Below are 25,474 nucleotides of genomic sequence, written 5' to 3'. Positions count from 1 at the left end.
AAAACAGAGAATAAAAGAGTAAAGATAAGAATATAAGCGCATGAACAGGATTTTCACGCTTACATCGCATTATGTTTCATCTGGAATAAGTGTTATAATCTCATCGTTCTTGCCGGAATGAAGGACTGTCATGGACAGTTCAAATAACAAGGAAAGAGGTGTACGATTGAACACTCTTACAATTAAACAACAATGGTTTGGAAACGTAAAAAACGATGTGCTCTCAGGCTTGGTCGTCGCTATGGCGCTCATCCCTGAGGCAATCGCATTCTCTATCATAGCTGGAGTCGACCCCATGGTAGGTTTGTACGCTTCCTTCTGTATCGCTGTCGTCATCGCATTCATCGGCGGACGTCCCGGGATGATATCCGCTGCTACAGGTGCGATGGCTGTTTTGATGGTTACTCTGGTCAAAGATTACGGACTCGAGTATCTGCTTGCCGCCACAATCCTGACAGGTATCCTGCAGTTTCTGCTTGGTGTTCTGAAAATCGGCCGGTTCATGCGCTTTATTCCGCGCTCCGTCATGGTCGGATTTGTGAATGCACTGGCCATCCTTATTTTCTCCTCTCAGCTCGTTCACTTTGAAGGAGCAGGGTTGGCGATGTATGCGATGGTTGCAGGTTCACTGGCTATCATCTATATTCTGCCCAGGTTCACAAAAGCTGTGCCGTCCCCGCTCGTTGCCATCATCGTGATGACAATCATCGCCATTACAACAGGGACAGGACTTAAAACGGTAGGAGACATGGGGGAATTGTCCAGTACCCTCCCCGTTTTCCTACTGCCTGACATTCCGTTGACGTTTGAGACATTACAGATCATCTTTCCGATTTCCCTGGCTTTAGCCTTCGTCGGGTTGCTAGAGTCCCTGCTTACTGCTCAAATCGTTGACGATATGACAGACACGGAAAGCGATAAGAACAAAGAAGCTCGCGGCCAAGGGGTCGCTAACGTTGTCTCCGGCCTTTTCGGTGGTATGGCCGGTTGTGCGATGATTGGCCAATCTGTCATCAACGTCTCTTCCGGCGGACGTGGACGATTGTCTACTTTAGTTGCCGGCATCTTCATGATGCTGCTGATCATCGTATTTAACGATCTGCTTGTACAAATACCGATGGCTGTGCTCGTAGGTGTTATGATCATGGTTTCGGTCGGAACCTTCGACTGGTCTTCCTTAACTAAATTTCATAAGGCACCGATTACCGATACAGCCGTGATGGTCATTACAGTCGGTACTGTCGTCATGACGCACGATTTATCACGCGGCGTCCTTGCGGGTGTACTTTTGAGCGCGATTTTCTTCGCTGCTAAAATATCTAAAGTACATGTCGAACGTTCCTTGGATGAGGGGGCACAGAAAATCGTGTACCGTGTCAGCGGACAGGTGTTCTTTGCTTCTACCGAGAACTTAATTAAGCAATTCGACTACACCGTCGATGCGGATCACGTAGAAATAGACTTTACAAACGCCCATCTGTGGGATGATTCCGCAGTCGGAGCCGTTGACAAGCTTGTCATCAAATTCAGAGAACATGAAAAAGACGTTTCCGTTGTCGGACTTAACAAGGACAGTTCCAAACTCGTAGAACGCCTTGCTGTGTACGACAAACCCGGCGCATCGGCGTCTAATCATTAATCATAAGTAAACAAAGAAGCGCAGGAAGCCTAATTCGCAGGCTCTGCGCTTCTTTTTCCTTGTTCCCACTCTTCCTTTAACATACTGTAAACACAAGAATCCATCCATTTCCCCTTAATGAAAAGATCCTTCCTCAAGAGGCCTTCTCTAACCATCTTCGCTTTTTCCAGAACTCGGATGCATGCCTTATTTTCCGGACAGGAAACCGCTGCAATTCGATGCAAACCGCATAGACCGAAACTATAATCCAAGATAAGGTGTACGGCCTCCGTGGCGTACCCTTTTCCCCAATAATCAGGATTAATGATGAACCCTATTTCCCCGACACCATCCCAGTCCCTTATATTCAATTCCATATTACCGAGAATCACACCATCCTGCCTGCTCACAATAACGAAAACGAAGCGACTGCGATGCCTTTGCTGCCGGTCATACATTACCTGGCGGACGAAAAACTGGCAGTCCTCCGGAGTATTAGGCCCCCACGGCTGATAGCGAACCGCTTCTTCATTGGAAGCAAACGGGTAGAAGGCCGGCCAGTCCCCCTCTTCCACTTCTCTGAAATATATTCGTTTACTCTCTATTACCGATCGCACATATATCCCTTCCTATCACTCATGTCACCTGCACGTCCGGAATGCCTCGATCCAGTGCAGGGGCGTCTCTTTGACGATAAACGTCCGCACACCCTTAATCGTGTGTAAATAGAAGAAACCATACGTCTCCGACAATCCTCTATAGGAAACATCGTGGATTTGATCTATGGTGAATTGTTCATCAGGAGCCTGGACTCTGTCTTCGAACAGCTCGAGCACCGCTTCATGCTCTATATAAACTTGTCTGTTATTCTCGATCTTCCGCTCTTTCCAATAAACCGGATGGGAACAAATCATAAGAACCGTCCTTTCCTTATTCACTTTTAGTATACCTCATTCTTTTCTAAAGAACAGGGCTTGAGTGTTCTCCCTTTTCTTCGCAGGAAATTTGTATTAGGATGGAAAAGGTGTTTTTTTGTATATCCTAAGAACAACAGGAGGTCACCCATCATGAGTAATCGAAACAAAGGAATCATCCTATTATTGATATCAGCATTCGGCTTTTCCATGATGGCTGCATTTGTCAAGCTGTCAGGAGATGTGCCCACCGTTCAAAAGACATTATTCCGTAATCTGGTTTCTGCCGTCATCGCATTCGGTTTCGTTCTTTACAATAAAGAGCGGCTCTTTGGCAAGAAGGAGAACCAGGTGCTTCTGCTTTCCCGATCCACCTTAGGAGCAATCGGTATCGTTCTTTACTTTTATGCGATCGATCATCTGGTCCTTTCGGATGCGGACATGCTTAATAAATTGAGTCCCTTTCTTCTGATCATTTTTTCAGCGATTTTCTTGAAAGAGAAAGCTCGTCTTTATCAGATCATTGCTGTTATTATCGCATTCGTAGGAACCTTGTTTATTATTAAGCCACAGTTTTCGGTAGAGTTCATTCCCTATGTCTCCGGGGTGCTGTCGGCAGTATTTGCGGCAGGTGCCTATACGCTGCTTCGTGTGCTTGGAGACAGAGAAAAATTCTACACGATCGTTTTCTATTTCTCTTTCTTCACCACCGTCATTCTTCTGCCGTTTACCATCGCGTTCTATGAGCCGATGACGGTTAAACAATGGGTTTACCTGCTCTCTGCCGGGTTATTTGCTACCCTCGGACAGTTCGGACTGACTATTGCTTACAAGTTCGCACCAGCAAGAGAAATCTCTATTTTCTTCTATTCAACAGTGGTGTACTCGGCCCTTATCAGCATTCTGCTCTTCGGACAAATACCTGATATTCTGAGTGTGATCGGCTATGTCGTCATCTTCGGTGCTTCTCTGTACATGTTCCTGCGTAATAATAAAGAAGCAAAGAAAACAGAACAAGCCTGAAGAAGAAAGCGTCCATGTGAATGGGCGCTTCTTTTCTTTCGCCTCTTTTTTCTTTATGATTAGTCTGAAGTACGATTAAGAAGGAGGACCTGATATGGGAAAAGTGATCCTTTACATCGCCCAGTCGTTGGATGGATATATTGCAAGAGAGGACGGGAGCATTGACTGGCTCTGGAGTGATACCGATGAAGATTACGGATATGAAGCGTTTCTCCAAACGATCGATACCATCATTCTCGGTCGGAAAACGTATGACCATATTTTCGAATTGACGGATGAGTTCCCTTACAAGTCAAAGGATGTTTATGTGGTCAGCGATCACAGACAAGGTCATGATCATTTTGCGACGTATTTAGAACCGGAGCAGATTGTTCCTTTCATTCAAATTATGTCGAAGGAGCAGGACCGCAACATATGGGTGGTCGGTGGCGCCCAGTTGATTCATCACTTCATTGGTGCCGGCTTGATCGACGAATTTCAAATAGCCATCCAGCCGACGTTAATTGGCAGAGGCATTCGACTGTTTCTCGATAATGAGCACGAAGAAGAGTTGATGACCAAAGACGTGAAGCACTATCCTGATGGTATGCTGCTTGTCACCTATGCGCGCAGAAATACTGCCACGGAGAAGTAGGCACATCTTCTTTACGGCTGCACTCTTCTATTCTCCCCATTTTCCAAATTTATCTAGACTCTTTCTTCCCTATTTGATATAGTTGAGTAATTTCAAAAGAAAGAGAGGGCTTGGACTATGTTTCCTGAAAAATTGAAGCAAGGGGATGAAATACGTGTGATTTCCCCTGCCGAATCGCTGGCTATTGTAGCGGAGGATCAAAAGCAGTTAGCTGTACAACGGATGACCGACGCAGGATTTATCGTGACCTTCAGCACTTATGCAGATGAGCACAGATCTCTGCACTCGAATCCTATTGAACATCGCATATCGGACCTGCACGAAGCGTTTCTCGACCCGGCAGTGAAAGCAGTGTGGACGACTCTCGGCGGTTATGACAGCAATCAGCTGCTCCGCTACATCGATTATGAGTTGATCGGTAGAAATCCGAAGATTTTTTGCGGATACTCTGATATTACGGCTCTTTCCAGCAGTATTTATAAACAGACAGGTCTTGTCACCTACAATGGTCCCCACTTTTCAACGTTCGGAATGAAAAGCGGGACGGCATACACCTTCAAGCATTTCATTGATATGATGACATCAGATAAACCCATCAGCATCACACCTGCTGATCATTGGAGCGATGATTTATGGTACATAAATCAGGAAGACAGAACGTTTCATCCGAATCCGGGCTGTATCGTTCTGAATGAAGGCGAAGCAGAAGGGATATCCCTGGGGGGAAATCTCTGCACGCTCAACCTCCTCCAAGGAACAGAGTATATGCCGGCACTGGAAGGCACGGTTTTATTTCTGGAAGATGACAAACTCACGAACGCAGGGACATTCGATCGGGATTTGCAGTCCCTGCTCCATCAACCAGGTTTTGATAAAGTGCAGGGGATCGTATTCGGAAAGTTTCAGGAAGTTTCAGACATCACAGACGAACAGCTTACAGCCATCATCCGCTCCAAACGGGAACTCGACCACATACCGATTATTGCCGGAGCAAGCTTCGGTCATACGACGCCTATGTTCACCTTCCCAATCGGCGGACGTGTACGGATCTCCACTTCCAATGAGAGCCCGTGCATTGAAATTCTAAAGCATTAATAAAACGAAATCCGCCCTCCAAAGGGCGGATTTCGTTTTAAATTAGATCGTAAAGCCGATATACTTTCCCATTTTCTATACTTTTATCCCCAAGCAGTTTCATCAGGACAGCGGCCACCTCTTCCGGTGACCTCAGCCCGCCTTCTTCCTTCAGCTTTTTAAATTTTTCTACATCAGCAAAAGCATCCTTGGATGATGAGCGGATATCGCCCTGCATCTCCGTATCCATGACGCCTGGACTAAAGGAAATAATGGTATGCGTACGATCTTTCTGCTCAAGTGCCAGTGTCTCTGTAAACTTATTCAGTGCTGCTTTCGAACTGCTGTACACACTCCAACCATGAATCGTTTTCTCTGCCGCTCCGGAAGTAATATTGATGATTCCCATCTGTATGCTGCGGCTGTTCGCTTCCTTCAAAAAATGATTAGTGAGGACCATCGGTGCCGTTACGTTTATTCGAATATGCTTGGAAATCGAATCAGGGTCCAACTGACCTACCGTCTCGATGGGTTCTACGACACCGGCATTATTTACAAGGTAGATGTAATCCGTATCCGGTCGGAAGACAATTTCGGATGCACGCGCCACCGCTCTTTCTGTATCTTCTGCTTCACTTAAATCACAGGCAACGTGGTAAAAAGAGACCCCTTTCTCCTTTGCTCTCTGTTTCAACGCTTCATTAGAAGTTCGAGATAAGGAAAGTATAGATACCTGTTGATCCATCAACTGCTCGGCTATCGCTTCTCCGAGACCACGTGAAGCACCGGTAATAATTGCATAGTTCATTCATCTTCTCCTCCTTTTCTTTTTTCTGTTCCCGTTATAGGACGAAACCACTCCATACAGCATCGCTTTACATCCCCCACCGGTAGCGATATGATATACGCAGTCCATTTGAATCTTGCCAAAGGAGACGACCATGAAATACTTTTTATTGTTTATCATCTATGCAGCAGGGCTGATCGTTTCCAGTCTCGGCCTGGCATTGATTATCCGTTCTGGTCTTGGTGTCGGTCCCGGGGACAGTATCGCAGTAGGTTTATCGATGCACCTGCCTGTGACTGTCGGGAGCGTCATGATTGCGGCATTCATCATACTACTTCTCATTAATGCCAAACTGGAGAAAAAGCGGCCGCAATATGAATCGCTGATTCCAATCATTATACGCGGCCGCACGCTCGATATCTTTCTTTACGGGATGCTTGCCGACGTTGAATTGGAAGCATGGTGGAGCCAATGGGGAACCTTCTCGCTCGGTTTGTTCGCCACCGCTGTCGGAATCGCTTTTTACCTGCGTACACCATTCCCAAGAATCCCCCTCGATCATTTCATGATGATTATGAACGAAAGGACCAATCAATCAAAGAGTACCGTCCGGATATTCACCGAATCGGGAATGGCTTTGATCGGCTTCCTGTTAGGAGCGCCGGTCGGTATCGGAACATTACTTGTAGCCATCCTTCTCGGGCCGTTTATTCAATGGTCCTTCCCGCTCGCACGACCCGTTGCGGGCATGTGGACGAAATCAAATAAAAAAGAGAAACAAAAAGCGTGACGCCGTGCCTCACGCTTTTTGTCCGTTACTTATCAAATGAAAGCTTCGTTACTCCAGTTTCTTCAAGCTTCTGCCCGATCTTCTCCTCGATCTCCAGACGCTTCATCATTTGCTCTTCATTCATAGAACCTTCCATCGGTCCATACTTCTCTGTCCATTCCTTTTCAGTAAGCTTCTCCACAAGCTTGTCCCAGAAACTGAATTCATCATAATCCTCCACATGCGTATCAAGCAGCTTAGACTCATAATCCACATCGAGGTCATGTATATCCATGGCATCCTGATAAACGATACGGTCTTCTAATCCGGCTTCTTTATATTTAGATAGAACAAGTTCCCGAACATCTTCAAACGCTTCGTCCAGTTCCATCTTCGTTGAGTTAACCATCCATGTTCCAAGAAATACCGCTTCCACAAGCGTTTCATATTGTTCTTTCGTCATTTCGATTTTGACGTCTGCCAAATCGCTCACTCCCTCCGAAGATTTCATTAAGCATTATAGCATACCATAGAAAAAGAAAGGGAGCCCCGTGAAACCAGCGCACACGAAAAACCCGCCCGGTTCATGCCGGGCGGGTTCCACTTCTATTCTGCTGCGACTTCGCTGGAGAATAGAGATGCGTCTGCAGAAAGCTTTGCATCTTCTTCATATTTCTTCTGAAGCGTACGTGTAACGGTCCCGGGCACACCGTTCCCTACCTGTTTTCCATCAACCTGGATGACTGGCATCACCTCTGAGGTACTGCTGGAAAGAAATACTTCATCCGCATTCCATATGTCTTCCACCTGGAACGCCTGCTCGATGAAAGAAACGCCCTCCTCACTGCAGAATGCCTCTACTCGCATACGTACACACCCATGAAGGATGTTCTTCTTAGCCGGATGCGTGTACACGCTCCCATCTTTTACCAAATAGATATTCGATGAACTGCACTCGGTCACTTCTCCCTGTTTATGGAGAATGGCTTCGTAACAGTTTTGTTCTTTTGCCGCCTGCTTGGCAAGGACGTTCGGAAGCAGGTTGAGGCTCTTAATGTAGCACCAATCCCACCTTACGTCCTCCTGTGTTACAGCTGATACACCCTCACGAAGGAATGCCTCCGGACGCGGAAGATCTTTCACATAAGCATAAAGATTCGCATTTGTATTTAAAGGAAAGACGTGGTCGCGTGGAGCAGATCCGCGTGTGATCTGAAGATAGATTTTGGCATCCCCGTCGATCCCGTTCTTATGAAGCAGCTCTTCCATCTTGTGGTACATGTCTTCTTTGGAAAAAGGAACATTGATCTTAACAGCCGCCGCTGAGCGGTACAGCCTCTCGACATGTTCCTGAATTAAATAACTGGTCCCGTTGTAAACCCGGATGACTTCGTAGATGCCGTCTCCGAATTGGAGTCCCCGTTCCTCAAACGGGTAACGCAGATCGTTCTGGTCAACAAAGCCGCCTTCTGTCAAAACATGGTCATAAATCGTCATGAATAAGCATCCTCCACTCCTAATATCGATTAACGAATAGTGTATCAGAAAACAGAGAAGTTAGGGACATTATTTACGAAATATTTGCACAAACAGCATTTCCGATACCAGTCCGTCTCCGTCCTCCGTCTTAAACTAACCTATGCAGGAGGAAGCCATTCCTTGCTCGTTACTCTACCGGAATCGATGTTTCCAGCCACGCATGGGGATAGGGCTCCTTTCCTTCCTCCCCTTCCATCAATGGGTAGAAAGCGAGGGTGATGGACTCCAGTTCATCATCATAATGGAAATCATCGAACTTCACATACCGGAATGTGGAGAAAGTGCCTCGGATCACACCATTCATTTCACCGTTGAAGGTTGTTCCGTTCGTATCCACGGCCTGTACAAGAAAATCGATTTCCCCGTCTTCCATCAGCCAGTCGTTTTCAGCAGCATTCATTTTATTATTACCCTTTCCATACCAGATGCCCATAAAAAGCCCTTTAGAAGCATTGGTACTGTACAGTCTCGTTACGTGGATTCCCGTATTCCCTATATCTACCGACGACGCTGTCAGCGGCTGTGGATGCTGTGTAGGTTCGCCTGCCATAGGATACAACTCATCACCAGCCAATTGATTTAACTTACGATTATCGAAATAAAAGAAACAGCAGATGATCAGAAGGACAACGAGACCTGCAATCGCCAAACGAACACGTTTCAAATTCCACGCCTCCCCCGAATGGTAACGTTTACCGCCATTATAGCAGAGAAACCCTTCTGATAGAGCGATCGTTGAACGTGAAAATCCGACGGCATCCTCCTCCTTGAACCCGCTTTCCCCAAGCGTCGGATCAGATGCTGTCGTTTGGAAGTCTCTTATGTAAAAAAACGACGGCCCTTTCACAGGGCCGTCCGGTACTTACAAGTATTTCTTTTGAATCTTTTTTCCTCCATAGCTGAACACGACGTCCCGTCCTTCTATGAGTGTTTCCATATGGACAGGGCGGCCCCAGAGCTGATGAATGTATGGGAGCGTCTTCTCCAAGTACCCAACATCCAGCTCCACCTCTTCAAAATGATGCTTAATATATAACTCGCCGCTCTTCATATAATCACCGTCCTGGACGGTAAGATAAGGAAACCCTCCATTGACACGCATCGTTACGAGCTGATCTCTTATCGATTCATGATCTTTATCGGTTATTTTATATTTCTGTCCCTGCTTTTGAAAAAGATATAAATCCTCCTGACGCACCAATTCCTTCGTTAAATAGTTCCGGATGAAGCTCTGATCGGACTCGATCTCCCGTACTTCGTACATCTTCTCTCGACCGCTTCCGGGCTCAATACCGTGTTTCCTCATTTCTGCTGTCGGATTATTATAACGCTCTTCTATGTCTTCAAAAATTTTCAGTCCGAGGTAATAAGGGTTCAACTGTGTCTTCGACGGCTGGACAACACTGGCATTCAACTTGGCGAATTCAATCGCTTCGTCACTTGTCAGGTCCATTTCTCTGATAATACGGGCATGCCAGAAGGACGCCCACCCTTCGTTCATAATTTTCGTTTCCAGTTGAGGCCAGAAATAGAGCATTTCTTCACGCATCATCGTCAGAATATCCCGCTGCCAGTCCTCGAGATCCCTGCTGTATTGTTCAATAAACAACAGCAAGTCCTTTTCTGGACGAGGCGGAAACTTCTTTTTCTTACGGAAGGCTGGCTGCTCTTCAGAGGAAGATTCATCCATTTTCCACAGATCATCGTAAACCGTACGCGGGGCCTTCTCTTCACTTTCCTCTTCATCCAAAGACCAGGCGAGTTTCGGCCTTACGAGCGAAGGATCGATATGTTCCTGTATAGCCAGAACAGCATCCAGGAAAGATTCCACTTCTTCCTTACCATATAATCGGTCGTATGCAGCAATCCTTTCGGCCGTTGCCGCCATGCTCTCGACCATATCCCTCTTCGTATTCTGAAACCTGGCGTTATTTTTGAAGAAGTCACAGTGTGCAAGAACGTGGGCAACAATCAACTTGTTCTGGATCAGGCTGTTGGAATTGAGCAGAAACGCGTAGCAGGGATTCGAATTAATGACAAGTTCATATATTTTACTCAGTCCTAAATCATACTGAAGCTTCATTTTATAGTACTGCTTACCAAAGCTCCAATGAGAGAATCGCGTCGGCATGCCGTATGCGCCGAATGTATAAATGATATCATCAGGACAGACCTCATACCGCATCGGATAGAAATCCAGTCCGAAACCTTTAGCAATCTCTGTTATTTCCCTGATGGCATATTCCAGTTTTTTTTGGTCATCTGGCTTCAAAGATGCCCCCTCCTTCAATTTCGCTTACTTAACTATATGAAAGGGGGACCGTGAACATGAAGGAATGAGCCAAGTTAGAACATCGACACGCATCCTTCTATCTGTTTTAAGTTTCTATGTACAGGAGTATATCCTGCTCTTTCAGACTGCAGTGAAAATTTAGAGGACCCGCCCCTATGCAAAAAAAGAATGCCCAAGACCCACGAAGGGCCTTGGGGTTTTGCTTACGAGCGTTGGTCCGGGAAAACCCGGTCAACCATTTCTCCGAATTCACGGAAGAAACCACGTACAGGTTGTCCGTTTTCTACATCCTGTACATAGTTGTTCGTCAAATCAACGAAGTCCGGATTCGTGGAAATATAGACATTGTTAATATCCTGATCCGAATCCTTCACCGCTTTTTTGATCTGCTTCTCCATTTCATCGGAAACTTCGTTCTTGTCTCCGGTTGGATTATCAAGCTCTGCCGCTACATAGGCATTGTCACGTGTTTTCAACACATAAACATTCTTGACGCCTTTGACATTTTTCTCGATACGGTTTGCTGCATCTTTAGCTACATGGTAATTCGTATTATGCTGCATTCCGCGGTCATTGTCATACTGATTGGCATTGTTACCTTCTTCATACATATTGTCGGCGGAGCGTTCAAACCTTGTGTTCTGAACACCGTCATAATTGGCATCGTTATCTCTCGCTTCCTGTTCTGCTTGACAGGCTACAAGCGACGTTGCTGCCAACAGTCCGATAGCAAGTGCTTTTATTTTCATGCGTCTACCTCCTTCCATGGATTTATGGGTAGTATGTGTGGGTACCTTCTAAATATGCGACAGCAAACAGAGGCAAAAAAACCCGGCCTTCCGAAGAAGACCGGGGGTCGGCTTAAGAACCGAATGGCAGCAGCCACCATAGTTGAAGAAAAAGAAGGTAAACCAGCAGGATTCCGTTCACAAATAGAAGGACTGCCGGAATTAATTGATAAACACCGTGCATTTTAAAATAAAGCATGCGGATCAGGATGAAGCCCGCAATCAACAGAAGGTACAAACCGATAAACCAGGCCCAGACGTAAGGTGTCGATGCATCGAAACCGATCTCATGCCCGAGTGCATACAAAAGCCATGGGGCAAAAAAATACAATATAGATAATGGCACGAAACGGTGCTCATCTTTTAAGTAAACCAAAGAAATACCCGCCAATAGTATGGAAGCACCTCCAACACATTCCGTAATCGTCACCCATGTCTGGTGCGTTCCTTCCGCTTCCATCGTTGCAAAACTTATGAACAGACTGATGACGAATAAAGCGGTGATTCCTGTGTTTATGTACAGCATTACTCGATTATTCATTTACCCGACTCTCCCCCATCACAGCAAAACTTTTCCACTCCATCATAACAAATTTCGCTTTATTTTGCGGAAGAAATACGTAACAATGTGTCGGCATTCCCATAAATGTGACGAACTCACTCGAGTTAACACTCCCGGACAGGAGATAATAATCGTAAGCTTCATTAAACAGAGGATGTGTCCATCATGAATTACGATTATGACAAAGCACTTCACTTCATGATTTGGGGACAATGGGATGACTTACTTGTTTTGATGGTCCGCACACGAGACCAGTTCTTATCAAAAAAGATCGAATCATTCCTGCATTCCTGTTATTACCCGAGTGATCAAAGTGAAATGCTCGAAGCCCATGAAGCGTTATTGAGTTATATCGACCACGCCCAGACGAAGACGCTGGAGCCGAGTTTCACCATATAAAGAAAGCTCTCCGGAGAAATCCGGAGAGCTTTCTTCTTACCTTATTCTGTTTCCACATTATACTCCAATCGGAACAGGTCGCGCCTGCGATCCCGAAGCTGACGGACCGTCCCGGACTTTCGCTGTCGGCGCAGAATCTCTAAATCAACATCACCGACGACAACCGTCTCTACATTGGCGTTACATTCCCCGATAATGCCATCACGTGCAAATTCAAAATCTGATGGTGTGAAGATACCAGACTGGGCATATTGAATATCCATGTTCTCCACCTGCGTCAAGTTTCCGACTGTCCCTGCAATGACGGTGTAAACCTGATTCTCAACGGCACGTGCCTGCGCACAGTAACGGACTCGTAAATATCCCTGGCGGTCATCCGTACAAAATGGAACAAAAATAATATTCGCACCCTGATCAACGGCATAACGCGCCAATTCAGGAAATTGGATGTCGTAACAGATCTGAATGGCAATCTTTCCACAATCGGTATCGAACACCTTGATGGCATCTCCCGGCTGGATACCCCACCACGTCCGTTCATTCGGCGTTACGTGAATTTTATACTGCTTTTCAATCGTTCCATCCCTGCGGAACAGGTACGATATATTGTAGATCTGTTCATCTTCTTCGACGAAATGCGAGCCGCCGATAATATTAACATTGTATTTCACCGCCAAGTCGGTGAACATTTCAATATAATCTTCCGTGAATTCACTCAGTTTGCGGACAGCTTTGGAAGGCACCTTTTCTTCCAGGAATGACATCAACTGTGTCGTGAATATCTCTGGAAATACGGCGAAATCCGAGCCGTAATCCGCTGCAACATCAACGTAATATTCACATTGCTTAGCGAACTCCTCGAAGGAATCAATATTTTTCATCATGTATTGAATGACCATGATCCGAACCGGGTGACTTGTCTTGAAATAACGTTTTGTTCTGGCACGGTAATCAATATTGTTCCATTCCATCAACGTCGCATATTTCATGGAAGCTCTGTCATCCGGAAGGTAGTCAGGATTGATCCGCATAACCGTAAAACCATTCATCACCTGGAAAGTGAGGACCGGGTCGTAAATGTTCTGATTCCTTACTTCTTCTACGTACTCTCTCGGACTCAGCTCATTTTCATACTGGTGATAATTCGGAATTCTCCCTCCGATAATAATACTTTTCAAGTTGAGCTCTCTGGCCAGGTCTTTACGTGCCTCATAAAGTCTGCGGCCGATTTTCATCCCACGGTACTCCGGATGGACCATTACTTCAATTCCATATAAGTTATATCCATCAGGGTCGTGATTGGTGATATACCCTTCATCCGTAATATCATCCCACGTATGTTTATCGTCATATTCATCGAAATTGACAATCAGACTGGAACAGCTCCCGATGATTTTCCCCTCGTATTCGACGACAAACTGTCCTTCAGGAAAATGCTTCAAATGGCTTTCCAAATGCTCCCGCTTCCACGGATCCATCCCTGGGAAACACACCTGCTGCAATTCAAAAATCTGCTCTATATCTTTTTCCTGCATCGTTCTTACGATAATTTTCTTCTCGTATTGGGTCAGGTCTAACTCCTTCGACATCGTATATCGTCCCTTTCTAATCGATCTCTTGTCCACTTAATCGTACTCAACAGACATAACTCCTGTCTAGTCTGGAAGCGTTGAAGATAAATAAATGAAACCATTGAATTGAACCGTTTCAAAACCTCATGTATGATGGATGGGAAGAGGTGTAGCGAATGAATGGCTTTGAAAAACGAAAAGAACGAAAGAAACAGGCAATCCTCCATACCGCCCTCCGTTTATTCAGCGAATCCGGAGTTCAGAAGGTGAGTATTAAAGAAATTGCAGCGAAAGCCCAAGTATCTCAAGTAACGATTTACAATTATTTTGGCGGCAAAGACGAGCTCTTATTCGAAGCTGTCCAAATGTTTATAAAGGATCAAACCGAACAATTCCGTGCTACCGTTCAGAACACCGACCAATCGTTTCGTGATAAAATCCACAAACTTTTACAAGACAAAAAAGAGAACATGCTGCATCTGCACCAGGATTTCCTGCAAGCAGTGACCGGCAGTCATCCTGAGCTGAAAGATTGGGTCGACCGTTTTACAGCCCGGGAAACGATACCGATCCTGACGGAGTTGATTGAACAGGGGAAAGCGGAAGGATCCGTCCGTGCCAGCCTTTCCTTCCAGTCCATCCTGCTCTATATCGATATGTACTACAAAGCACTGCGGACGAATGCTGACTTCTTCACCGCTTCTCCTGAATCGCTCAGTGAAGAATGGTCGGACTTGTTTTTTTATGGTTTAGCAGGAATGGACAAGGATCACCTATAAAAGTAACAAAAGGAAGAGACCCGGCATCGCCGGCGTTTCTTCCTTTTTAAATTCATCCTAATAAGAGGAAATTCATTAACGCAGTTTTCTTACATACCAGCGGATGACATCGTTGATGCGGCTGCCGAACAGCTTCTCTCTCCAATATAGATCCGCCGTCTGTGAAACGACGTTATTCCGTGCCGGATAAGGGTGGAGAACATTAGAAATGGACTGGAACTTCTTGTTCAGTGCCTGAACCGTCCCTACTTCCTGCATCCACTCCCCGGCACCGGCACCGATGGCATGGGCACCGACGATCTTACCACTCTCCGTAGTCAAAATTTTAACAAGGCCGTCTTTTCTGCGCTCGGCCATAAACCGATCGTTGTCGGCCAGTTTCATTTTAAACGTCAAAAGTTTATCTCCATATTGTTCTTTTGCTTCCGATTCTGTAAGTCCCAAATGGTATATTTCCGGATCGGTATAGACGACCCACGGCACCTTCGCATACGATGCTTTCCGCGAAAGTCCCAACACGGCATTCGAGACGGCAAGCTTCCCTTCCATCCCTGCGACGTGGGTAAACGGCATCGAGCCATTGCAGTCGCCGACGGCATAGATATGCTTGGCAGAGGTTCTCATTGCATGATCCACATCTATGTGTCCTTCCACTACATTCACTCCCGCTTTAGGCAGACTGAGCTTCTCTATATTCGCTTGTCGACCTGCAGCAACCAAAAGCGCTTCGGACTCAACCCTGAGGGTCCGGCCGTCTTTCCTGTAATGCACAATCGTTTTTCCATCTGCCTGCTCCACACGCTCAATCTTTGCGCCGGTAAGGACGGTCAATTCTTCCTCCATGATCCTGCAGGCTGTTTGGGAGATTTCTTTGTCCTCTTTGGACAAAATCTGATCCGCACCTTCGATGATGGTAACATCAATACCGAGACGGCTCATAGCTTGTGCCAGCTCGGCGCCGATTACCCCACCACCGATCACGACTAGAGAATCCGGCCGTGTCTTAAGGGAGAAAATGGTCTCGTTCGTCAGATAGTCCACCGCATGCAACCCGTCTATCGGTGGAACGGCCGGTGAAGACCCGGTGGCGATGACAAAACGCTTGGCCGTTATTTTCCGATCTCCCACGCGCAGAGTATGTTCATCTTCAAACGCAGCCTCTGCTTCAAATATATCAATGCCGAGATCGATGAATCGTTCTTTGGAATCATGCTGCTGTACGTCCTCCACCGCTTCGGACACACGGTCCATCACCTTTTTGAAAAGACGATCATACTCATTCGGTGTGAGTTCTTTGAAACGGGAATGGTCGTAGACCTCTTTGGCTGCCTGGATCAATGCTTTCGACGGCATACAGCCGTAATGTAGACAATCTCCTCCAAGCTCTGTCTTCCTCTCGATCAAAGCGACATCAGCTCCGAAGTTCGCTGCACCTGCAGCTACCGTTAATCCACCGGACCCTCCACCGATGACCGCAACCTGATAATCGAATGTCATAACTCCTGTCTCCTTACCTGCTCATATTTCTTTGATATCTCCTGCATCCGTTTCTTATTGACACCGAAGTCTGAGTACCCGACCCTCGATGCAGAGCGGAAATGGATGACACGTTCATCCGGATCGAAGTAAAATTCCACGTCATCCTTGAACTTTAATACCTTGGTAGTTACAACCGTATGAATGTAGTGGTCCTCCTCTATTTCCACCTTCGTCCGGTCCATATCCCCAAGGACATTCATGATATGTTTTTTTGATGTCTCTAAATCACGGGTGAACGGCAGCGGACTCATCCGTTTCTCTTCCTGATCCGCCTGGGTGGAAACACAGTTCGGCTTATCCGGGCATGCCGAAAGCCGTCCGCTTTTCACACCAATGTAAGAATCCTTCATTCGTCTTCCTCCTTTTCCAGCAGTTACCTATATATTCACTCAAATCCAAAGAAAAAAACACTCCTGTATAGATCAGGAGTGTTCATCGTTCCGGTTGTTAGGAGCCGGGTCCTTACTTTTCTCTTCTTTTTTTTGTTTTTTCAATTTGTCCGTTTCAGGTGCAGGATCATGGTCGTCTTTCTCCGGCTTCTCAGGATTACCTTCCGGACGATCCGCTTTCCCTTGTTTCCGCTCTGTAGATTTGTCTTTATCCTTCCGATGTTCCACCGAAGGTTCTGTTCTTTCCTTCTCCGGCACATTCGGATTGATGTCCCGCCCCTTCACCTTTTCGTCAGGGGGATCTTGCGGTTGCGCGGGATCGGACAATGGTTTGTCAGCATTCATCCCTTCCGGTTCTGTTGGAGAAGTCGCATGAGGATTCTTCTTCTCTACATTCGGAAGTACTGGGATTTCCACAGGGACAACAGACTCTTCGCTGCCTTCAGAAGACTCATCGTCGTTATAAAAGGATTGAATAATTTCTTTATCGTCATCTTCGATGGCTACCGCCTGCGTCTCTGCTTCTTCCTCTGTAGAATCGTCACTCAACCGATCGGCAAGCAGTTCGTTCACCGTCTCTTTGCCTTTCTCTGCCTGACGCCTTAAATCGTCAGGGACAAGGAAAGTCGCTACAGACAAATGTTCTTCCTGCTCTGTTAAGTATTCTTCCATTTCTTCTGCATAATCATGATCATATTCAGACTGTAAATAACTGATTCCAATCAACACTTGATTGGCTTCATTGACATACCCCTTTTCGTGACTTTTATTGATTAAATCAAACGTCACTTCCGAGGCATCTCTCTTCTTCCAATCCCCAAGAGAAGCGACAATCTCTTCCGCTTCTGCATTCTGAGGGGTTATATCCAGCACCTGCATGTGGTCATTCAATTCAAGTTCCACACTCGGATTGATGTCAATATTCATATAGGCATACGCTTGATTGCTTCCGTACCAGGAATAGGCTGGAAACAACGCCAGAAGGAAAATAATAGCAAAAATGGCCACTTTCATATGATTATGACGCTTGACACAGGACCAAAGAACCATTCCCTTTCGAGGTTCCACTACAGAGAATTGGACTTCCATTCCGATCTCAGCGCCAGCCATTTTATGAGCACGATGGAACTGGCCATCTTTTGTCATGACAATCATGTAACGTTTGCTCTGCTCCATGACAATACCTTTTCTCACATACCCACCCCTTTCAGATAATCTTTGAGATAAATGTAATCCCCGTTCAATATGAGTACGAGTGCGATGATGAATTTACGGTTCCTTTCCAACGTTTTCTTGCTGACGTCGACTTGATGCACGAGGTCTTTGATAGGCAGTCGGCCTTTCACAATGACCTGGTTTCTCAAATGCTCATCTTCGAAGACGAGTCGTGCGACCTGGACTGCTGATTCTCTGGCATCCCGGTGCTTCGGCGACACGTCGATCAGTTCATCGAAGGAAAGTTTGTATTTCTTCAATTCTGCTTTGAATTCCAGGATTTCTTCCTTTCGATGCCACGCCTCTGTCTCTAGAATGTACCGATCTTTGGCCGCTGAGATCTCGATAGGATTCTCCATCTGTTCGTCGTCGTGAAAGTCTTCATCCAACGAAGTTACGGAAATCCTTTTCTGTTCATTACGGATATGATCAATAACTTTTCGTTTAATAACGAGACGGGCGAAAGAGAGGAAGGAGCTTCCCTTATCACACGAATACGACTGGATCGCTTCGTTGAACGCAAGCAGTCCGATACTGAATTCATCATCTCTCGCAGGGTCGATATATCTCTTGCATACTTCAGAAACACTTTTGGCGATGAAAGGTTGATACTGTTTAAGCATTTCGTTCCGCGCTTCGTCATCCCCCTGCTTAGCCGAAGCTACTTGTTCATCCAGGGAGGTGTCGTCATTTTTGGAAAAAAGACGTTTGATCAACCTTTATCACCTCCAGCTACTACTATTTTCGTCTTATTTGTGTCTTTTCTGGGTGTCTCAAACCATTTTTATTTCAATTATGTTACAGCTTTGTATCAACCGGTGTTTCTGAAGTATGCCGTTCGTCAGGCAGGTAAAAAAGTATTGTAAGCAAGCATGACCATTTTACTGAATAAGTGTATGACGTTCCACCACATCTGGTTTACATTTTGTTAAATAAACATTTCAAAAAATAAGTCCTTTGTACCCAATCCACTCCATTATCATCCATGTGAAGAAAGGAATGCACAGCCTGGCATCGCCATTTCCATCCTTGAACACGACTTAACAGTTGGTTTATCTGTGGAAGAACTGGGTTATATCTTAAGTGTATCTATATCGGACATAACAAAAAAAACGACTCATAGAAAGGAGGAATCACTTTATGAGAGCGATACTCTTGAATTGCAGTTTGGAAAAAGGCAGCAAAGAAACCGACACGGAGCAGCTCCTTGATGCAGCGGCACGGATTTTCCAAAAAGAAAAAATTGACGTTGAACGGATTCATCTTCGAGATTTCCACATCGAATTCGGAATTACCCAAAAGCTGGATCAGGAAGAAGACTGGCCGTTCATATTCGAGAAGATCTTAGAAGCAGATATCATCCTGCTTGGGACACCGATTACAATGGGGGACAAGAGCAGCCTTGCCTCCCTAGTGCTTGAAAGACTCCAAGGCTACCATCAAATGACGAACCAGAAAGGCCAGGGGGTCTTCTACAATAAGGTAGGTGGAGCGATCATTGCCGACGGCGGCTACGGAGGATCCCAGGCCGCTGCTCAATCCATCCAGTACTATCTGTCGATGCTAGGTTTCACCCTGCCTCCCCACTCCAGTGCCGTCTGCCAAAAGCACGATCACAGCAAAGACCAAATCGACAAAATGACTTATAACCTCATACACTTCGCCGAAATACTAACCTTCCATCCGATTCCCGTTACAGGGAACCGGATCAGAAAACAGGTAACGGCGGAATAATTCCACGGAAAAAAGGAACAGCCGGTTTCTCCTGCTGTTTCTTTTTTCATGGACTTTCCCCTTTTTCCAAATAGTATTCAATGGGAACGGCCAGGCCGACGCGTCCTTCCTCCGGATCATCAAGCGTCGCAAACACGACACCGATGACTTTCCCCTCCTGATTCAAAACCGGGCTACCCGAATTACCTCTGTAGACGGGAGCATCCATCATCCAAACCGGGACTTCCCAATTGGAGAGCTGTGTGTACCCGATCAATACTCCTTCATTCGCTATATTAGTGAAGCTGAGGGGATTGCCGATGAAGGATACCTTCTCATTCGTCCTGCCGGCACCTTCCTCCGCCAGTTCCAAATAAGGAAGCCCGGAGCCTTCGATTCTGAGCAGGGCCAAATCGATGTCCGGGTACCTTTTCACTACTTCCGCTTCAAATAACCCTTCCTCGGTGAATGCAACCGCGATCCGCTTTTCCCCTTCGATTACGTGATGATTGGTAAGAATCAGACCTTTTTCTGATACAGCAAAACCAGTACCTCGACTCTCTCCCGCTTCCACGACGACAACCGCTTTCTTTCGGGCGGCAGTATCTTCGTCTGTGGACAATTTCGCTGAGGTGACTAAGAAATCAAGGGCCGGAATCGAGAAAGTATTGGGAAGAACGGCGATGATGTTAATGACCATCACCCCTGCTACCAGCCAGAAAATCCATTTTGGAAACGGACGTTTAGACTGATGGCTTTCTTTTTCCATTCTCGCCTTCTCCCATGCCTTCCGCTTTTCCTCTTGAACCAGCTCGTACAACTCATCCTCATCTATCTCTTCATATAAATCTTCATCTATAATATCTATTTCATCTTTGTCATGCTCTTTCATGAGACGTCCTCCCATGTGCAGCAGTCAAGGCATTCCTTCCTATCATGGAATGCAAGTATCATTGTACCACGATTTACGAAAAAGACGTGCTCATTTATGCAGCTCTCGAAAATTCGACAAGAATTCAGGATTTTTTGTATTACCCGGGAAATATGCCTTATCGCATACTCTTCCCGACCAGGATGACAACAGCTAAGAAAAACACGATCATGGAGACAAATACGATGGACAGCAGTCTCGATACATTCGCTCTCTTCACTTCACTCCAGCGCACCGGCCGGATACCGCTTATAGAAAAAATGAGGACAGCAGCAAGCAGAATGGACATAATATTAACCGCTACTAATAAGAAAGCTCCGTACGCAGCTTGAAAGGCTCCATCACCAAGAGACATCCCCATTGCGACGGAAGGTGGCAGCAGTGCAACAGCGACCATAACACCGACAAGGTTACCGGACAGGCGATTCAGAAACGCGAGTGCACCTGCCGCTCCGGAAGCTACCCCTAGAAAAATGTCCAGGATTTCCACCTTTGTCCGCTCCAGATACTGAGCATTATGCATTCCCATATCGGTAAAATATCCGAAAGCAACCGATATGACCAATACAATTGCCACCCCGTACAAGGAGGTCAAACCGGAGATAAGAAGACGCTTATAATCTCCCAGGATCGAACTGAAAGCTACAGCTATGACAGGACCAATCATTGGAGCAATCACCATCGCTCCGATGACCACCGCTTCACTGTCTTTCAAAAACCCAACCGTTGCGACAATGGCTGACAATATGATTAACAAAGTATAATTCAATGTGATTTTACTGCTCTTTTCCACACTATCCATCAGCTCCTGGCGGCTTGCTCGAAGGAGAAGACGTTTCTCCTCCTCATTCTCCCGATCCGCGTCCTCTTCAACTGTTTCCCTGGATATGTAGGTCTGTACGGGAAAAAGCATCGTTTCGAACCCATCAATAACATTGGAAATACTCTCCAAATAATTCAGGATGGACTCGACTTCATTCGTGTCCGTCAGCATCCGAATCAGCTTTCTTTCTTCAGGCTCATCGGAAACCCAATAGGAACGGTGTGTATATTCTTTTAATTTCTGATCAACTTTTTGGAAATGACGATCAGGAATATAGGCTTCAATCAGTTGCAGACTCATGAGAAATCACTCTCCGATTTTGCATTAATTTCTCATAATGTCCCCCTTATTCCACATACTAATTCCAACTAAGAATAAGAGGCGGGTGAGTAAGAATTGGAGAAACTTCTGTTAAGCACTGAAGAATATAAGGAGACTATGAAGAAGAAATTCAATAATAGTACGGACCTTATCCAGAAGGTCTTCCATATTAAAGGGCAGGCAATTGTCGTCCAGTTCATTTCTTACCTTGTCGACAGAGAAAGACTCGAACGTGAAATCTTAAATGCCCTTACTGCCTCCCCTAAACGCTGGACAAACGATGCCTTGATGAATAAGATACCGATCGCTGCATCGGAATGCGTAAGTTCTGTAGATCAAATCACCCAAAAAGTGCTGCACGGAAGTATATCCGTTTATATCGAAGGGGAAAAGGAAGCCGTAATTTTTGCGTTACCAAAACTGGACGATCGAGGATTGAACCGTGCTGAAACCGAGTCTCTCGTGTTCGGACCTCAAGTCTCTTTTACAGAATCATTGAACACCAATTTGAATGTCGTACGTTGGCGGCTGGACACGGACGATCTCGTTATGGAAAAGCTGATCGTTGGAGAAAGAATTCCTTCCGAAGTCCGCATTGTCTACTTAAAGTCGATGGCGGATAAGGAGAATGTAGCTACCTTCCGGGAAAGAATTAAAAACCTGCAAGTAGATCAGATTGAAGATTCCAGCGTACTGGGGCAGCTGATTGAGGACTCCTCCACCAGCGTCTTTCCTCAATTAATATTTACCGAATTACCGGACCGTTTCTGTAATTCGATCGTAAAAGGAAGAGTCGGGGTGATGGTGGATAAAAGCCCGACGATGCTGGTCGGGCCTATGTCTTTGTTCAGCTTCTTCGAATCGACCGAGGATCTGTATATGAGGTGGAACATGGGATCGTTCATTCGGATGCTGCGTTTTATTGCCATGGCCATATCCATCATCTTGACACCAATGTACGTTGCGGCCCTCACTTATCATTATGAGATCATTCCGAGTACTCTGCTCGTATCGTTAGGACAATCGAGAGCTACGGTTCCATTCCCGCCCGTACTGGAAGCACTACTACTCGAAATTCTCATTGAATTGTTAAGAGAGGCGGGAGCTCGACTGCCGACGAAGGTCGGACAAACCATGGGTATTGTGGGCGGTATTGTCCTTGGCCAGGCTGCCGTCCAGGCAGGGTTCACCAGTAATATCCTTATTATTATCATTGCATTAAGTGCCCTTGCTTCTTTCACCGCACCAAGCTATTTAATGGGGACGGCTGTAAGGATCATACGGTTCCCCATGATCATACTGGCTGGAATGTGGGGTCTCGTTGGAATCGTATTCGCCTTATCCTTCCTTATCATCCATCTCTTAAAACAAAAGTCTCTCGGCCGCCCTTACCTTGCTCCAATCTATCCCTTTCAGTGGAGAGACTTTAATGATTCCTTATTCCGGGTACCTTTCCAGAAGAACAGCCGGCGCCCGGTAAGTACCATGCCGCAGGATCCAACGAGATACAACAGCAGTAAAGCCGAAGAGCATAAAGATGTGAAGTCTCCATGAATATTAATATTCGATTAAATCCAGATAAAGCTGTCCATGCCTTCTACGTCTTTTTCATCATCCATACCTGTCAAATCGGTGCAGGGTTAATGGGTGTTCCAAGAATCTTATTTTTGGAGGCAGGGGTGGATGCCTGGGTTTCGGTACTGGTTACCGGTGCTTATATGCATGTGCTTGTCCTCCTGATGCTGACCATTCTTCGGAATTATGAGAACACAGACTTGATCGGTGTCCAAATGGATCTGTTTGGACGCTGGATCGGCAAAGGCCTCGGCGTCCTCTATATCCTGTATATATTTTTGTTACTGTTGACAGTCATGAAGAATTACATTGAAGTGGTTCAGGTATTTATTTTCCCGCAAATCCCTATATGGCTGATGAGTGCTTTCATGCTGATTCTGATGGTTTACAGCATCCTGGGAGGATTCCGAGTTGTCGTAGGTACCAGCTTTCTCTTCTTTTTCTTAACCATCTGGCTGGTGCTTCCCGTCTATAAACCAGTGACGTTTATGGACTGGAAGCACCTCACCCCTATTTTCATGAGCTCCCCAATGGAGATTCTCGCCGGGGCGAAACAAGTTGCTTATTCTGTATTAGGGCTGGAAATCTTATTTTTCATCTATCCTTACATCCAGAACAAGAAAAAAATTGCAGTGGCAGCTCATGCCGGTGTATTCTTTACGACGATCCTCATTCTGCTGGTGACGGTCGTCTCCATCGGCTACTTCAGCCCGGATGAATTGAAGGAGACGGTATGGGCGACGTTGTCGCTGTTCAAGATTATCAGCTTCTCCATCATTGAGCGTTTCGATTTTCTCGCTGTAGCCCTATGGATGATGGTAATCATTCCAAATATCGTTCTGTTTGGATGGATCATCATCCACTCTTTGAAGCGTCTGTTCCGTTTTCCTAAGAAACCGAGCCTCTATATAACCGCTCTGATGCTGTTCTTCTTTTCCGTCCTTATTGAAGAACGTATTGGCATCAACTTCCTTACCTCCATTACCGGAGAGGTTGGATTTTGGGTCGTATTTGTTTATCCTTGGCTGCTCTATGCAGTACTACTTCTAAAGAAAGTATTCAGGAAGGGGAATTCTAATGAAAAAATGGACCCTAATTAGCCTCACCCTTCTTCTGTTATGCGGATGCATTCCTAAAAGCTATATTGAACAGCTAGGTATTATTACGGCCGTGGGATACGACTTACTTGATGACCAGCGGCTCCGAGGAACGATGGTTATGTATGAATTCGATCCGACGGCTACCGGCACTTCCCAAGTAGTTTCTGCAGAAGCGGAAACATCAAAGGGTTTGCGCGCGGCAACCGATCACATGACAAGTCATAAACTCGTTTCGGGGCAGGTCCGTTTAGAATTGTTCCAAGATAAGCTGGCAGCCAACGGCATGATGAAGTATATGGATACGTTGCAACGGGACGCGAAAATATCCGATATGGGATATTTGGCCGTCAGTACGGTCCCGACAAGCCAACTGCTCCAATCCAACAATTCTGAGGATAAACCTAATACAGGAACGTATATCCAACGCTTAATTGAAAAAAGCATAAAAGACGAAACCATCCCTAATGCTTTAATGACGTTTTTCATGAGGGAATACTACGATGATGGCATCGACCCGGTGCTTCCTGTTTTATCCATGAGTCAAAACAAAGCGATTATTCAGGGGGTCGCTTTGTTCCAGGACGACCGCTTTGTTTCTATATTAAATGAAAAAGATGTCTTTTATTTAATGTTGATGAAGAACGAATTCGAATTCGGGGAGTTTCAAATAGAGCTGCCGTCCGATTCACTGAATGATCACTTAAAGGAAACGGGAACGATTTCTACAACAAGCGGGAAACTTTTGTTATCCCTTCATGAGTTGGACACCGATAAAAAAGTAAAAGTGACAAAGGGCGATCCCACCCGCTATACGATGGAGATCGATATGAAAGCACGTCTCCTGGAAATCACAAAAGACATCGATTTAAAAGAAGAGAAAGCGATCGAAGCAATCGAAAAAGAATTGGAACAGGCAATAACAAAACGCTTAAAAGAAACGATGGAGATTTTCAAAGAACTGCAAGTCGATCCTGTAGGCTTTGGAGCAGAATATAATTCCAAAAACCGGACGAACCGTGTGAAGAAAGAAAACTGGAAAGATCAAATTCAAGATATAAACGTTGAATTCAAGGTTAACTTCCGTTTGGTCCGATACGGGATATCCGAATAATAAAGAC

General features: G+C 45.7%; 27 protein-coding genes. 11 read left to right on the top strand and 16 right to left on the bottom strand.

From position 1 onward, the window contains the following. Positions 1-166 precede the first annotated feature (166 nt). Positions 167-1,639 carry a SulP family inorganic anion transporter gene (locus AXG56_RS00845; protein ID WP_026578318.1) on the top strand — a complete coding sequence of 491 codons (1,473 nt, stop codon included), beginning with the start codon at positions 167-169 and terminating at the stop codon, positions 1,637-1,639. A 29-nt stretch (positions 1,640-1,668) separates the two neighbouring features. Here the strand turns inward: AXG56_RS00845 and AXG56_RS00840 are convergent, their stop codons facing one another. Together AXG56_RS00840 and AXG56_RS00835 are read right to left on the bottom strand one after the other, a co-directional pair. Beyond that, entirely contained in the window at positions 1,669-2,235 is a 567-nt protein-coding gene (locus tag AXG56_RS00840) for a GNAT family N-acetyltransferase (protein ID WP_062512818.1), read from the bottom strand. A 24-nt stretch (positions 2,236-2,259) separates the two neighbouring features. Next, the gene (locus tag AXG56_RS00835; RefSeq protein ID WP_062512817.1) at positions 2,260-2,556 is read right to left on the bottom strand and encodes a hypothetical protein; all 297 of its coding nucleotides are present in this window, start codon (positions 2,554-2,556) and stop codon (positions 2,260-2,262) included. A 129-nt stretch (positions 2,557-2,685) separates the two neighbouring features. On the opposite strand from AXG56_RS00835, the gene AXG56_RS00830 reads away from it, so the two are divergent. The 3 genes from AXG56_RS00830 (at position 2,686) to AXG56_RS00820 (ending at position 5,284) form a co-directional block, all read left to right on the top strand. After that, complete coding sequence (locus AXG56_RS00830) at positions 2,686-3,555, top strand: DMT family transporter (RefSeq protein ID WP_008634668.1); 870 nt, start codon at positions 2,686-2,688, stop codon at positions 3,553-3,555. A 94-nt stretch (positions 3,556-3,649) separates the two neighbouring features. Continuing rightward, positions 3,650-4,189, top strand: a complete 540-nt coding sequence (locus AXG56_RS00825; protein WP_008634666.1) for a dihydrofolate reductase family protein — start codon at positions 3,650-3,652, stop codon at positions 4,187-4,189. Between the two features lie 117 nt (positions 4,190-4,306). Continuing rightward, positions 4,307-5,284 (top strand): S66 peptidase family protein, encoded by a 978-nt coding sequence (locus AXG56_RS00820; protein ID WP_062512815.1) that lies wholly within the window; start codon positions 4,307-4,309, stop codon positions 5,282-5,284. Between the two features lie 37 nt (positions 5,285-5,321). On the opposite strand, the gene AXG56_RS00815 is transcribed toward AXG56_RS00820, so the two are convergent. Beyond that, entirely contained in the window at positions 5,322-6,071 is a 750-nt protein-coding gene (locus AXG56_RS00815; protein ID WP_062512813.1) for a (S)-benzoin forming benzil reductase, read from the bottom strand. A gap of 133 nt (positions 6,072-6,204) precedes the next feature. Between AXG56_RS00815 and AXG56_RS00810 the strand changes: the two genes are divergently transcribed. Beyond that, positions 6,205-6,840, top strand: coding sequence for a YitT family protein (locus tag AXG56_RS00810; RefSeq protein ID WP_062512811.1), 636 nt, complete (start codon positions 6,205-6,207; stop codon positions 6,838-6,840). A gap of 25 nt (positions 6,841-6,865) precedes the next feature. On the opposite strand, the gene AXG56_RS00805 is transcribed toward AXG56_RS00810, so the two are convergent. The 6 genes from AXG56_RS00805 to AXG56_RS00780 all read right to left on the bottom strand — a co-directional run bounded on the left by AXG56_RS00805 (position 6,866) and on the right by AXG56_RS00780 (position 11,980). After that, positions 6,866-7,312, bottom strand: coding sequence for a hypothetical protein (locus AXG56_RS00805; protein ID WP_235601453.1), 447 nt, complete (start codon positions 7,310-7,312; stop codon positions 6,866-6,868). A 113-nt stretch (positions 7,313-7,425) separates the two neighbouring features. Beyond that, positions 7,426-8,316, bottom strand: a complete 891-nt coding sequence (gene dat, locus AXG56_RS00800) for a D-amino-acid transaminase (RefSeq protein ID WP_062512809.1) — start codon at positions 8,314-8,316, stop codon at positions 7,426-7,428. A 169-nt stretch (positions 8,317-8,485) separates the two neighbouring features. Next, a complete protein-coding gene (locus AXG56_RS00795) occupies positions 8,486-9,205 on the bottom strand; it encodes a hypothetical protein (RefSeq protein ID WP_062512807.1) in 720 nt (239 codons plus the stop codon). A gap of 15 nt (positions 9,206-9,220) precedes the next feature. Next, entirely contained in the window at positions 9,221-10,630 is a 1,410-nt protein-coding gene (locus tag AXG56_RS00790; RefSeq protein ID WP_062512805.1) for a SpoVR family protein, read from the bottom strand. A gap of 224 nt (positions 10,631-10,854) precedes the next feature. Next, positions 10,855-11,400, bottom strand: coding sequence for a YhcN/YlaJ family sporulation lipoprotein (locus AXG56_RS00785; protein WP_008634629.1), 546 nt, complete (start codon positions 11,398-11,400; stop codon positions 10,855-10,857). A gap of 112 nt (positions 11,401-11,512) precedes the next feature. Then, positions 11,513-11,980: a hypothetical protein gene (locus AXG56_RS00780; RefSeq protein WP_062512803.1), complete on the bottom strand. Its 468-nt coding sequence runs from the start codon at positions 11,978-11,980 to the stop codon at positions 11,513-11,515. Between the two features lie 186 nt (positions 11,981-12,166). On the opposite strand from AXG56_RS00780, the gene AXG56_RS00775 reads away from it, so the two are divergent. Beyond that, positions 12,167-12,400 carry a YhdB family protein gene (locus tag AXG56_RS00775; RefSeq protein WP_008634626.1) on the top strand — a complete coding sequence of 78 codons (234 nt, stop codon included), beginning with the start codon at positions 12,167-12,169 and terminating at the stop codon, positions 12,398-12,400. A gap of 41 nt (positions 12,401-12,441) precedes the next feature. Here the strand turns inward: AXG56_RS00775 and AXG56_RS00770 are convergent, their stop codons facing one another. After that, positions 12,442-13,989, bottom strand: coding sequence for a GNAT family N-acetyltransferase (locus tag AXG56_RS00770; RefSeq protein WP_008634622.1), 1,548 nt, complete (start codon positions 13,987-13,989; stop codon positions 12,442-12,444). A gap of 158 nt (positions 13,990-14,147) precedes the next feature. Between AXG56_RS00770 and AXG56_RS00765 the strand changes: the two genes are divergently transcribed. Beyond that, entirely contained in the window at positions 14,148-14,750 is a 603-nt protein-coding gene (locus tag AXG56_RS00765; RefSeq protein ID WP_008634620.1) for a TetR/AcrR family transcriptional regulator, read from the top strand. Positions 14,751-14,825: 75 nt separating this feature from the next. Here AXG56_RS00765 and AXG56_RS00760 read toward each other — a convergent pair whose 3' ends face one another. From AXG56_RS00760 to sigI, 4 genes are all read right to left on the bottom strand, one after another. Continuing rightward, positions 14,826-16,247, bottom strand: coding sequence for an NAD(P)/FAD-dependent oxidoreductase (locus tag AXG56_RS00760; protein ID WP_008634619.1), 1,422 nt, complete (start codon positions 16,245-16,247; stop codon positions 14,826-14,828). Continuing rightward, positions 16,244-16,639, bottom strand: a complete 396-nt coding sequence (locus AXG56_RS00755; protein WP_008634618.1) for a DUF1499 domain-containing protein — start codon at positions 16,637-16,639, stop codon at positions 16,244-16,246. Before AXG56_RS00755 ends, AXG56_RS00760 begins: the two co-directional genes overlap by 4 nt. A 72-nt stretch (positions 16,640-16,711) precedes the next feature. Beyond that, complete coding sequence (locus AXG56_RS00750; protein ID WP_062512801.1) at positions 16,712-17,872, bottom strand: anti-sigma factor domain-containing protein; 1,161 nt, start codon at positions 17,870-17,872, stop codon at positions 16,712-16,714. Continuing rightward, positions 17,869-18,609, bottom strand: a complete 741-nt coding sequence (gene sigI / locus AXG56_RS00745; protein WP_008634616.1) for an RNA polymerase sigma factor SigI — start codon at positions 18,607-18,609, stop codon at positions 17,869-17,871. Before sigI ends, AXG56_RS00750 begins: the two co-directional genes overlap by 4 nt. A gap of 424 nt (positions 18,610-19,033) precedes the next feature. Here sigI and AXG56_RS00740 point away from each other — a divergent pair, with 424 nt between their 5' ends. Next, positions 19,034-19,627 carry a flavodoxin family protein gene (locus AXG56_RS00740; RefSeq protein WP_008634615.1) on the top strand — a complete coding sequence of 198 codons (594 nt, stop codon included), beginning with the start codon at positions 19,034-19,036 and terminating at the stop codon, positions 19,625-19,627. A gap of 46 nt (positions 19,628-19,673) precedes the next feature. Here AXG56_RS00740 and AXG56_RS00735 read toward each other — a convergent pair whose 3' ends face one another. After that, positions 19,674-20,498, bottom strand: coding sequence for a S1C family serine protease (locus tag AXG56_RS00735; protein ID WP_062512799.1), 825 nt, complete (start codon positions 20,496-20,498; stop codon positions 19,674-19,676). Positions 20,499-20,655: 157 nt separating this feature from the next. Then, positions 20,656-21,660: a TIGR00341 family protein gene (locus AXG56_RS00730; protein WP_062512797.1), complete on the bottom strand. Its 1,005-nt coding sequence runs from the start codon at positions 21,658-21,660 to the stop codon at positions 20,656-20,658. 138 nt (positions 21,661-21,798) lie between these two features. Between AXG56_RS00730 and AXG56_RS00725 the strand changes: the two genes are divergently transcribed. Genes AXG56_RS00725 through AXG56_RS00715 form a run of 3 tightly spaced genes read left to right on the top strand, consistent with a single transcriptional unit; the run spans position 21,799 to position 25,467 of the window. Further along, entirely contained in the window at positions 21,799-23,235 is a 1,437-nt protein-coding gene (locus tag AXG56_RS00725) for a spore germination protein (protein WP_235601452.1), read from the top strand. Continuing rightward, positions 23,232-24,356 carry a GerAB/ArcD/ProY family transporter gene (locus AXG56_RS00720; protein WP_062512793.1) on the top strand — a complete coding sequence of 375 codons (1,125 nt, stop codon included), beginning with the start codon at positions 23,232-23,234 and terminating at the stop codon, positions 24,354-24,356. Before AXG56_RS00725 ends, AXG56_RS00720 begins: the two co-directional genes overlap by 4 nt. Beyond that, on the top strand, positions 24,334-25,467 hold the full coding sequence (locus AXG56_RS00715) for a Ger(x)C family spore germination protein (protein WP_062512791.1): 1,134 nt from the start codon (positions 24,334-24,336) through the stop codon (positions 25,465-25,467). The genes AXG56_RS00720 and AXG56_RS00715 overlap by 23 nt, the downstream gene beginning before the upstream one ends. Positions 25,468-25,474 lie beyond the last annotated feature (7 nt).

The organism is Halobacillus sp. KGW1 (assembly GCF_001592845.1).
Taxonomy (GTDB): domain Bacteria; phylum Bacillota; class Bacilli; order Bacillales; family Halobacillaceae; genus Halobacillus.
This window is presented reverse-complemented; position numbering and strand designations above follow the sequence as displayed.

What these genes read in the sequence shown, in the direction of transcription:
- AXG56_RS00765 (WP_008634620.1), top strand. Translation starts at nt 14,148, where the DNA reads ATGAATGGCTTTGAAAAACGAAAAGAACGAAAGAAACAGGCAATCCTC.
- AXG56_RS00770 (WP_008634622.1), bottom strand. Translation starts at nt 13,989, where the DNA reads ATGTCGAAGGAGTTAGACCTGACCCAATACGAGAAGAAAATTATCGTA.
- AXG56_RS00820 (WP_062512815.1), top strand. Translation starts at nt 4,307, where the DNA reads ATGTTTCCTGAAAAATTGAAGCAAGGGGATGAAATACGTGTGATTTCC.
- AXG56_RS00830 (WP_008634668.1), top strand. Translation starts at nt 2,686, where the DNA reads ATGAGTAATCGAAACAAAGGAATCATCCTATTATTGATATCAGCATTC.
- AXG56_RS00815 (WP_062512813.1), bottom strand. Translation starts at nt 6,071, where the DNA reads ATGAACTATGCAATTATTACCGGTGCTTCACGTGGTCTCGGAGAAGCG.
- AXG56_RS00825 (WP_008634666.1), top strand. Translation starts at nt 3,650, where the DNA reads ATGGGAAAAGTGATCCTTTACATCGCCCAGTCGTTGGATGGATATATT.
- AXG56_RS00730 (WP_062512797.1), bottom strand. Translation starts at nt 21,660, where the DNA reads ATGAGTCTGCAACTGATTGAAGCCTATATTCCTGATCGTCATTTCCAA.
- AXG56_RS00755 (WP_008634618.1), bottom strand. Translation starts at nt 16,639, where the DNA reads ATGAAGGATTCTTACATTGGTGTGAAAAGCGGACGGCTTTCGGCATGC.
- AXG56_RS00720 (WP_062512793.1), top strand. Translation starts at nt 23,232, where the DNA reads ATGAATATTAATATTCGATTAAATCCAGATAAAGCTGTCCATGCCTTC.
- AXG56_RS00725 (WP_235601452.1), top strand. Translation starts at nt 21,799, where the DNA reads ATGAAGAAGAAATTCAATAATAGTACGGACCTTATCCAGAAGGTCTTC.
- AXG56_RS00740 (WP_008634615.1), top strand. Translation starts at nt 19,034, where the DNA reads ATGAGAGCGATACTCTTGAATTGCAGTTTGGAAAAAGGCAGCAAAGAA.
- AXG56_RS00810 (WP_062512811.1), top strand. Translation starts at nt 6,205, where the DNA reads ATGAAATACTTTTTATTGTTTATCATCTATGCAGCAGGGCTGATCGTT.
- AXG56_RS00785 (WP_008634629.1), bottom strand. Translation starts at nt 11,400, where the DNA reads ATGAAAATAAAAGCACTTGCTATCGGACTGTTGGCAGCAACGTCGCTT.
- AXG56_RS00775 (WP_008634626.1), top strand. Translation starts at nt 12,167, where the DNA reads ATGAATTACGATTATGACAAAGCACTTCACTTCATGATTTGGGGACAA.
- AXG56_RS00760 (WP_008634619.1), bottom strand. Translation starts at nt 16,247, where the DNA reads ATGACATTCGATTATCAGGTTGCGGTCATCGGTGGAGGGTCCGGTGGA.
- AXG56_RS00735 (WP_062512799.1), bottom strand. Translation starts at nt 20,498, where the DNA reads ATGAAAGAGCATGACAAAGATGAAATAGATATTATAGATGAAGATTTA.
- AXG56_RS00780 (WP_062512803.1), bottom strand. Translation starts at nt 11,980, where the DNA reads ATGAATAATCGAGTAATGCTGTACATAAACACAGGAATCACCGCTTTA.
- dat (WP_062512809.1), bottom strand. Translation starts at nt 8,316, where the DNA reads ATGACGATTTATGACCATGTTTTGACAGAAGGCGGCTTTGTTGACCAG.
- AXG56_RS00715 (WP_062512791.1), top strand. Translation starts at nt 24,334, where the DNA reads ATGAAAAAATGGACCCTAATTAGCCTCACCCTTCTTCTGTTATGCGGA.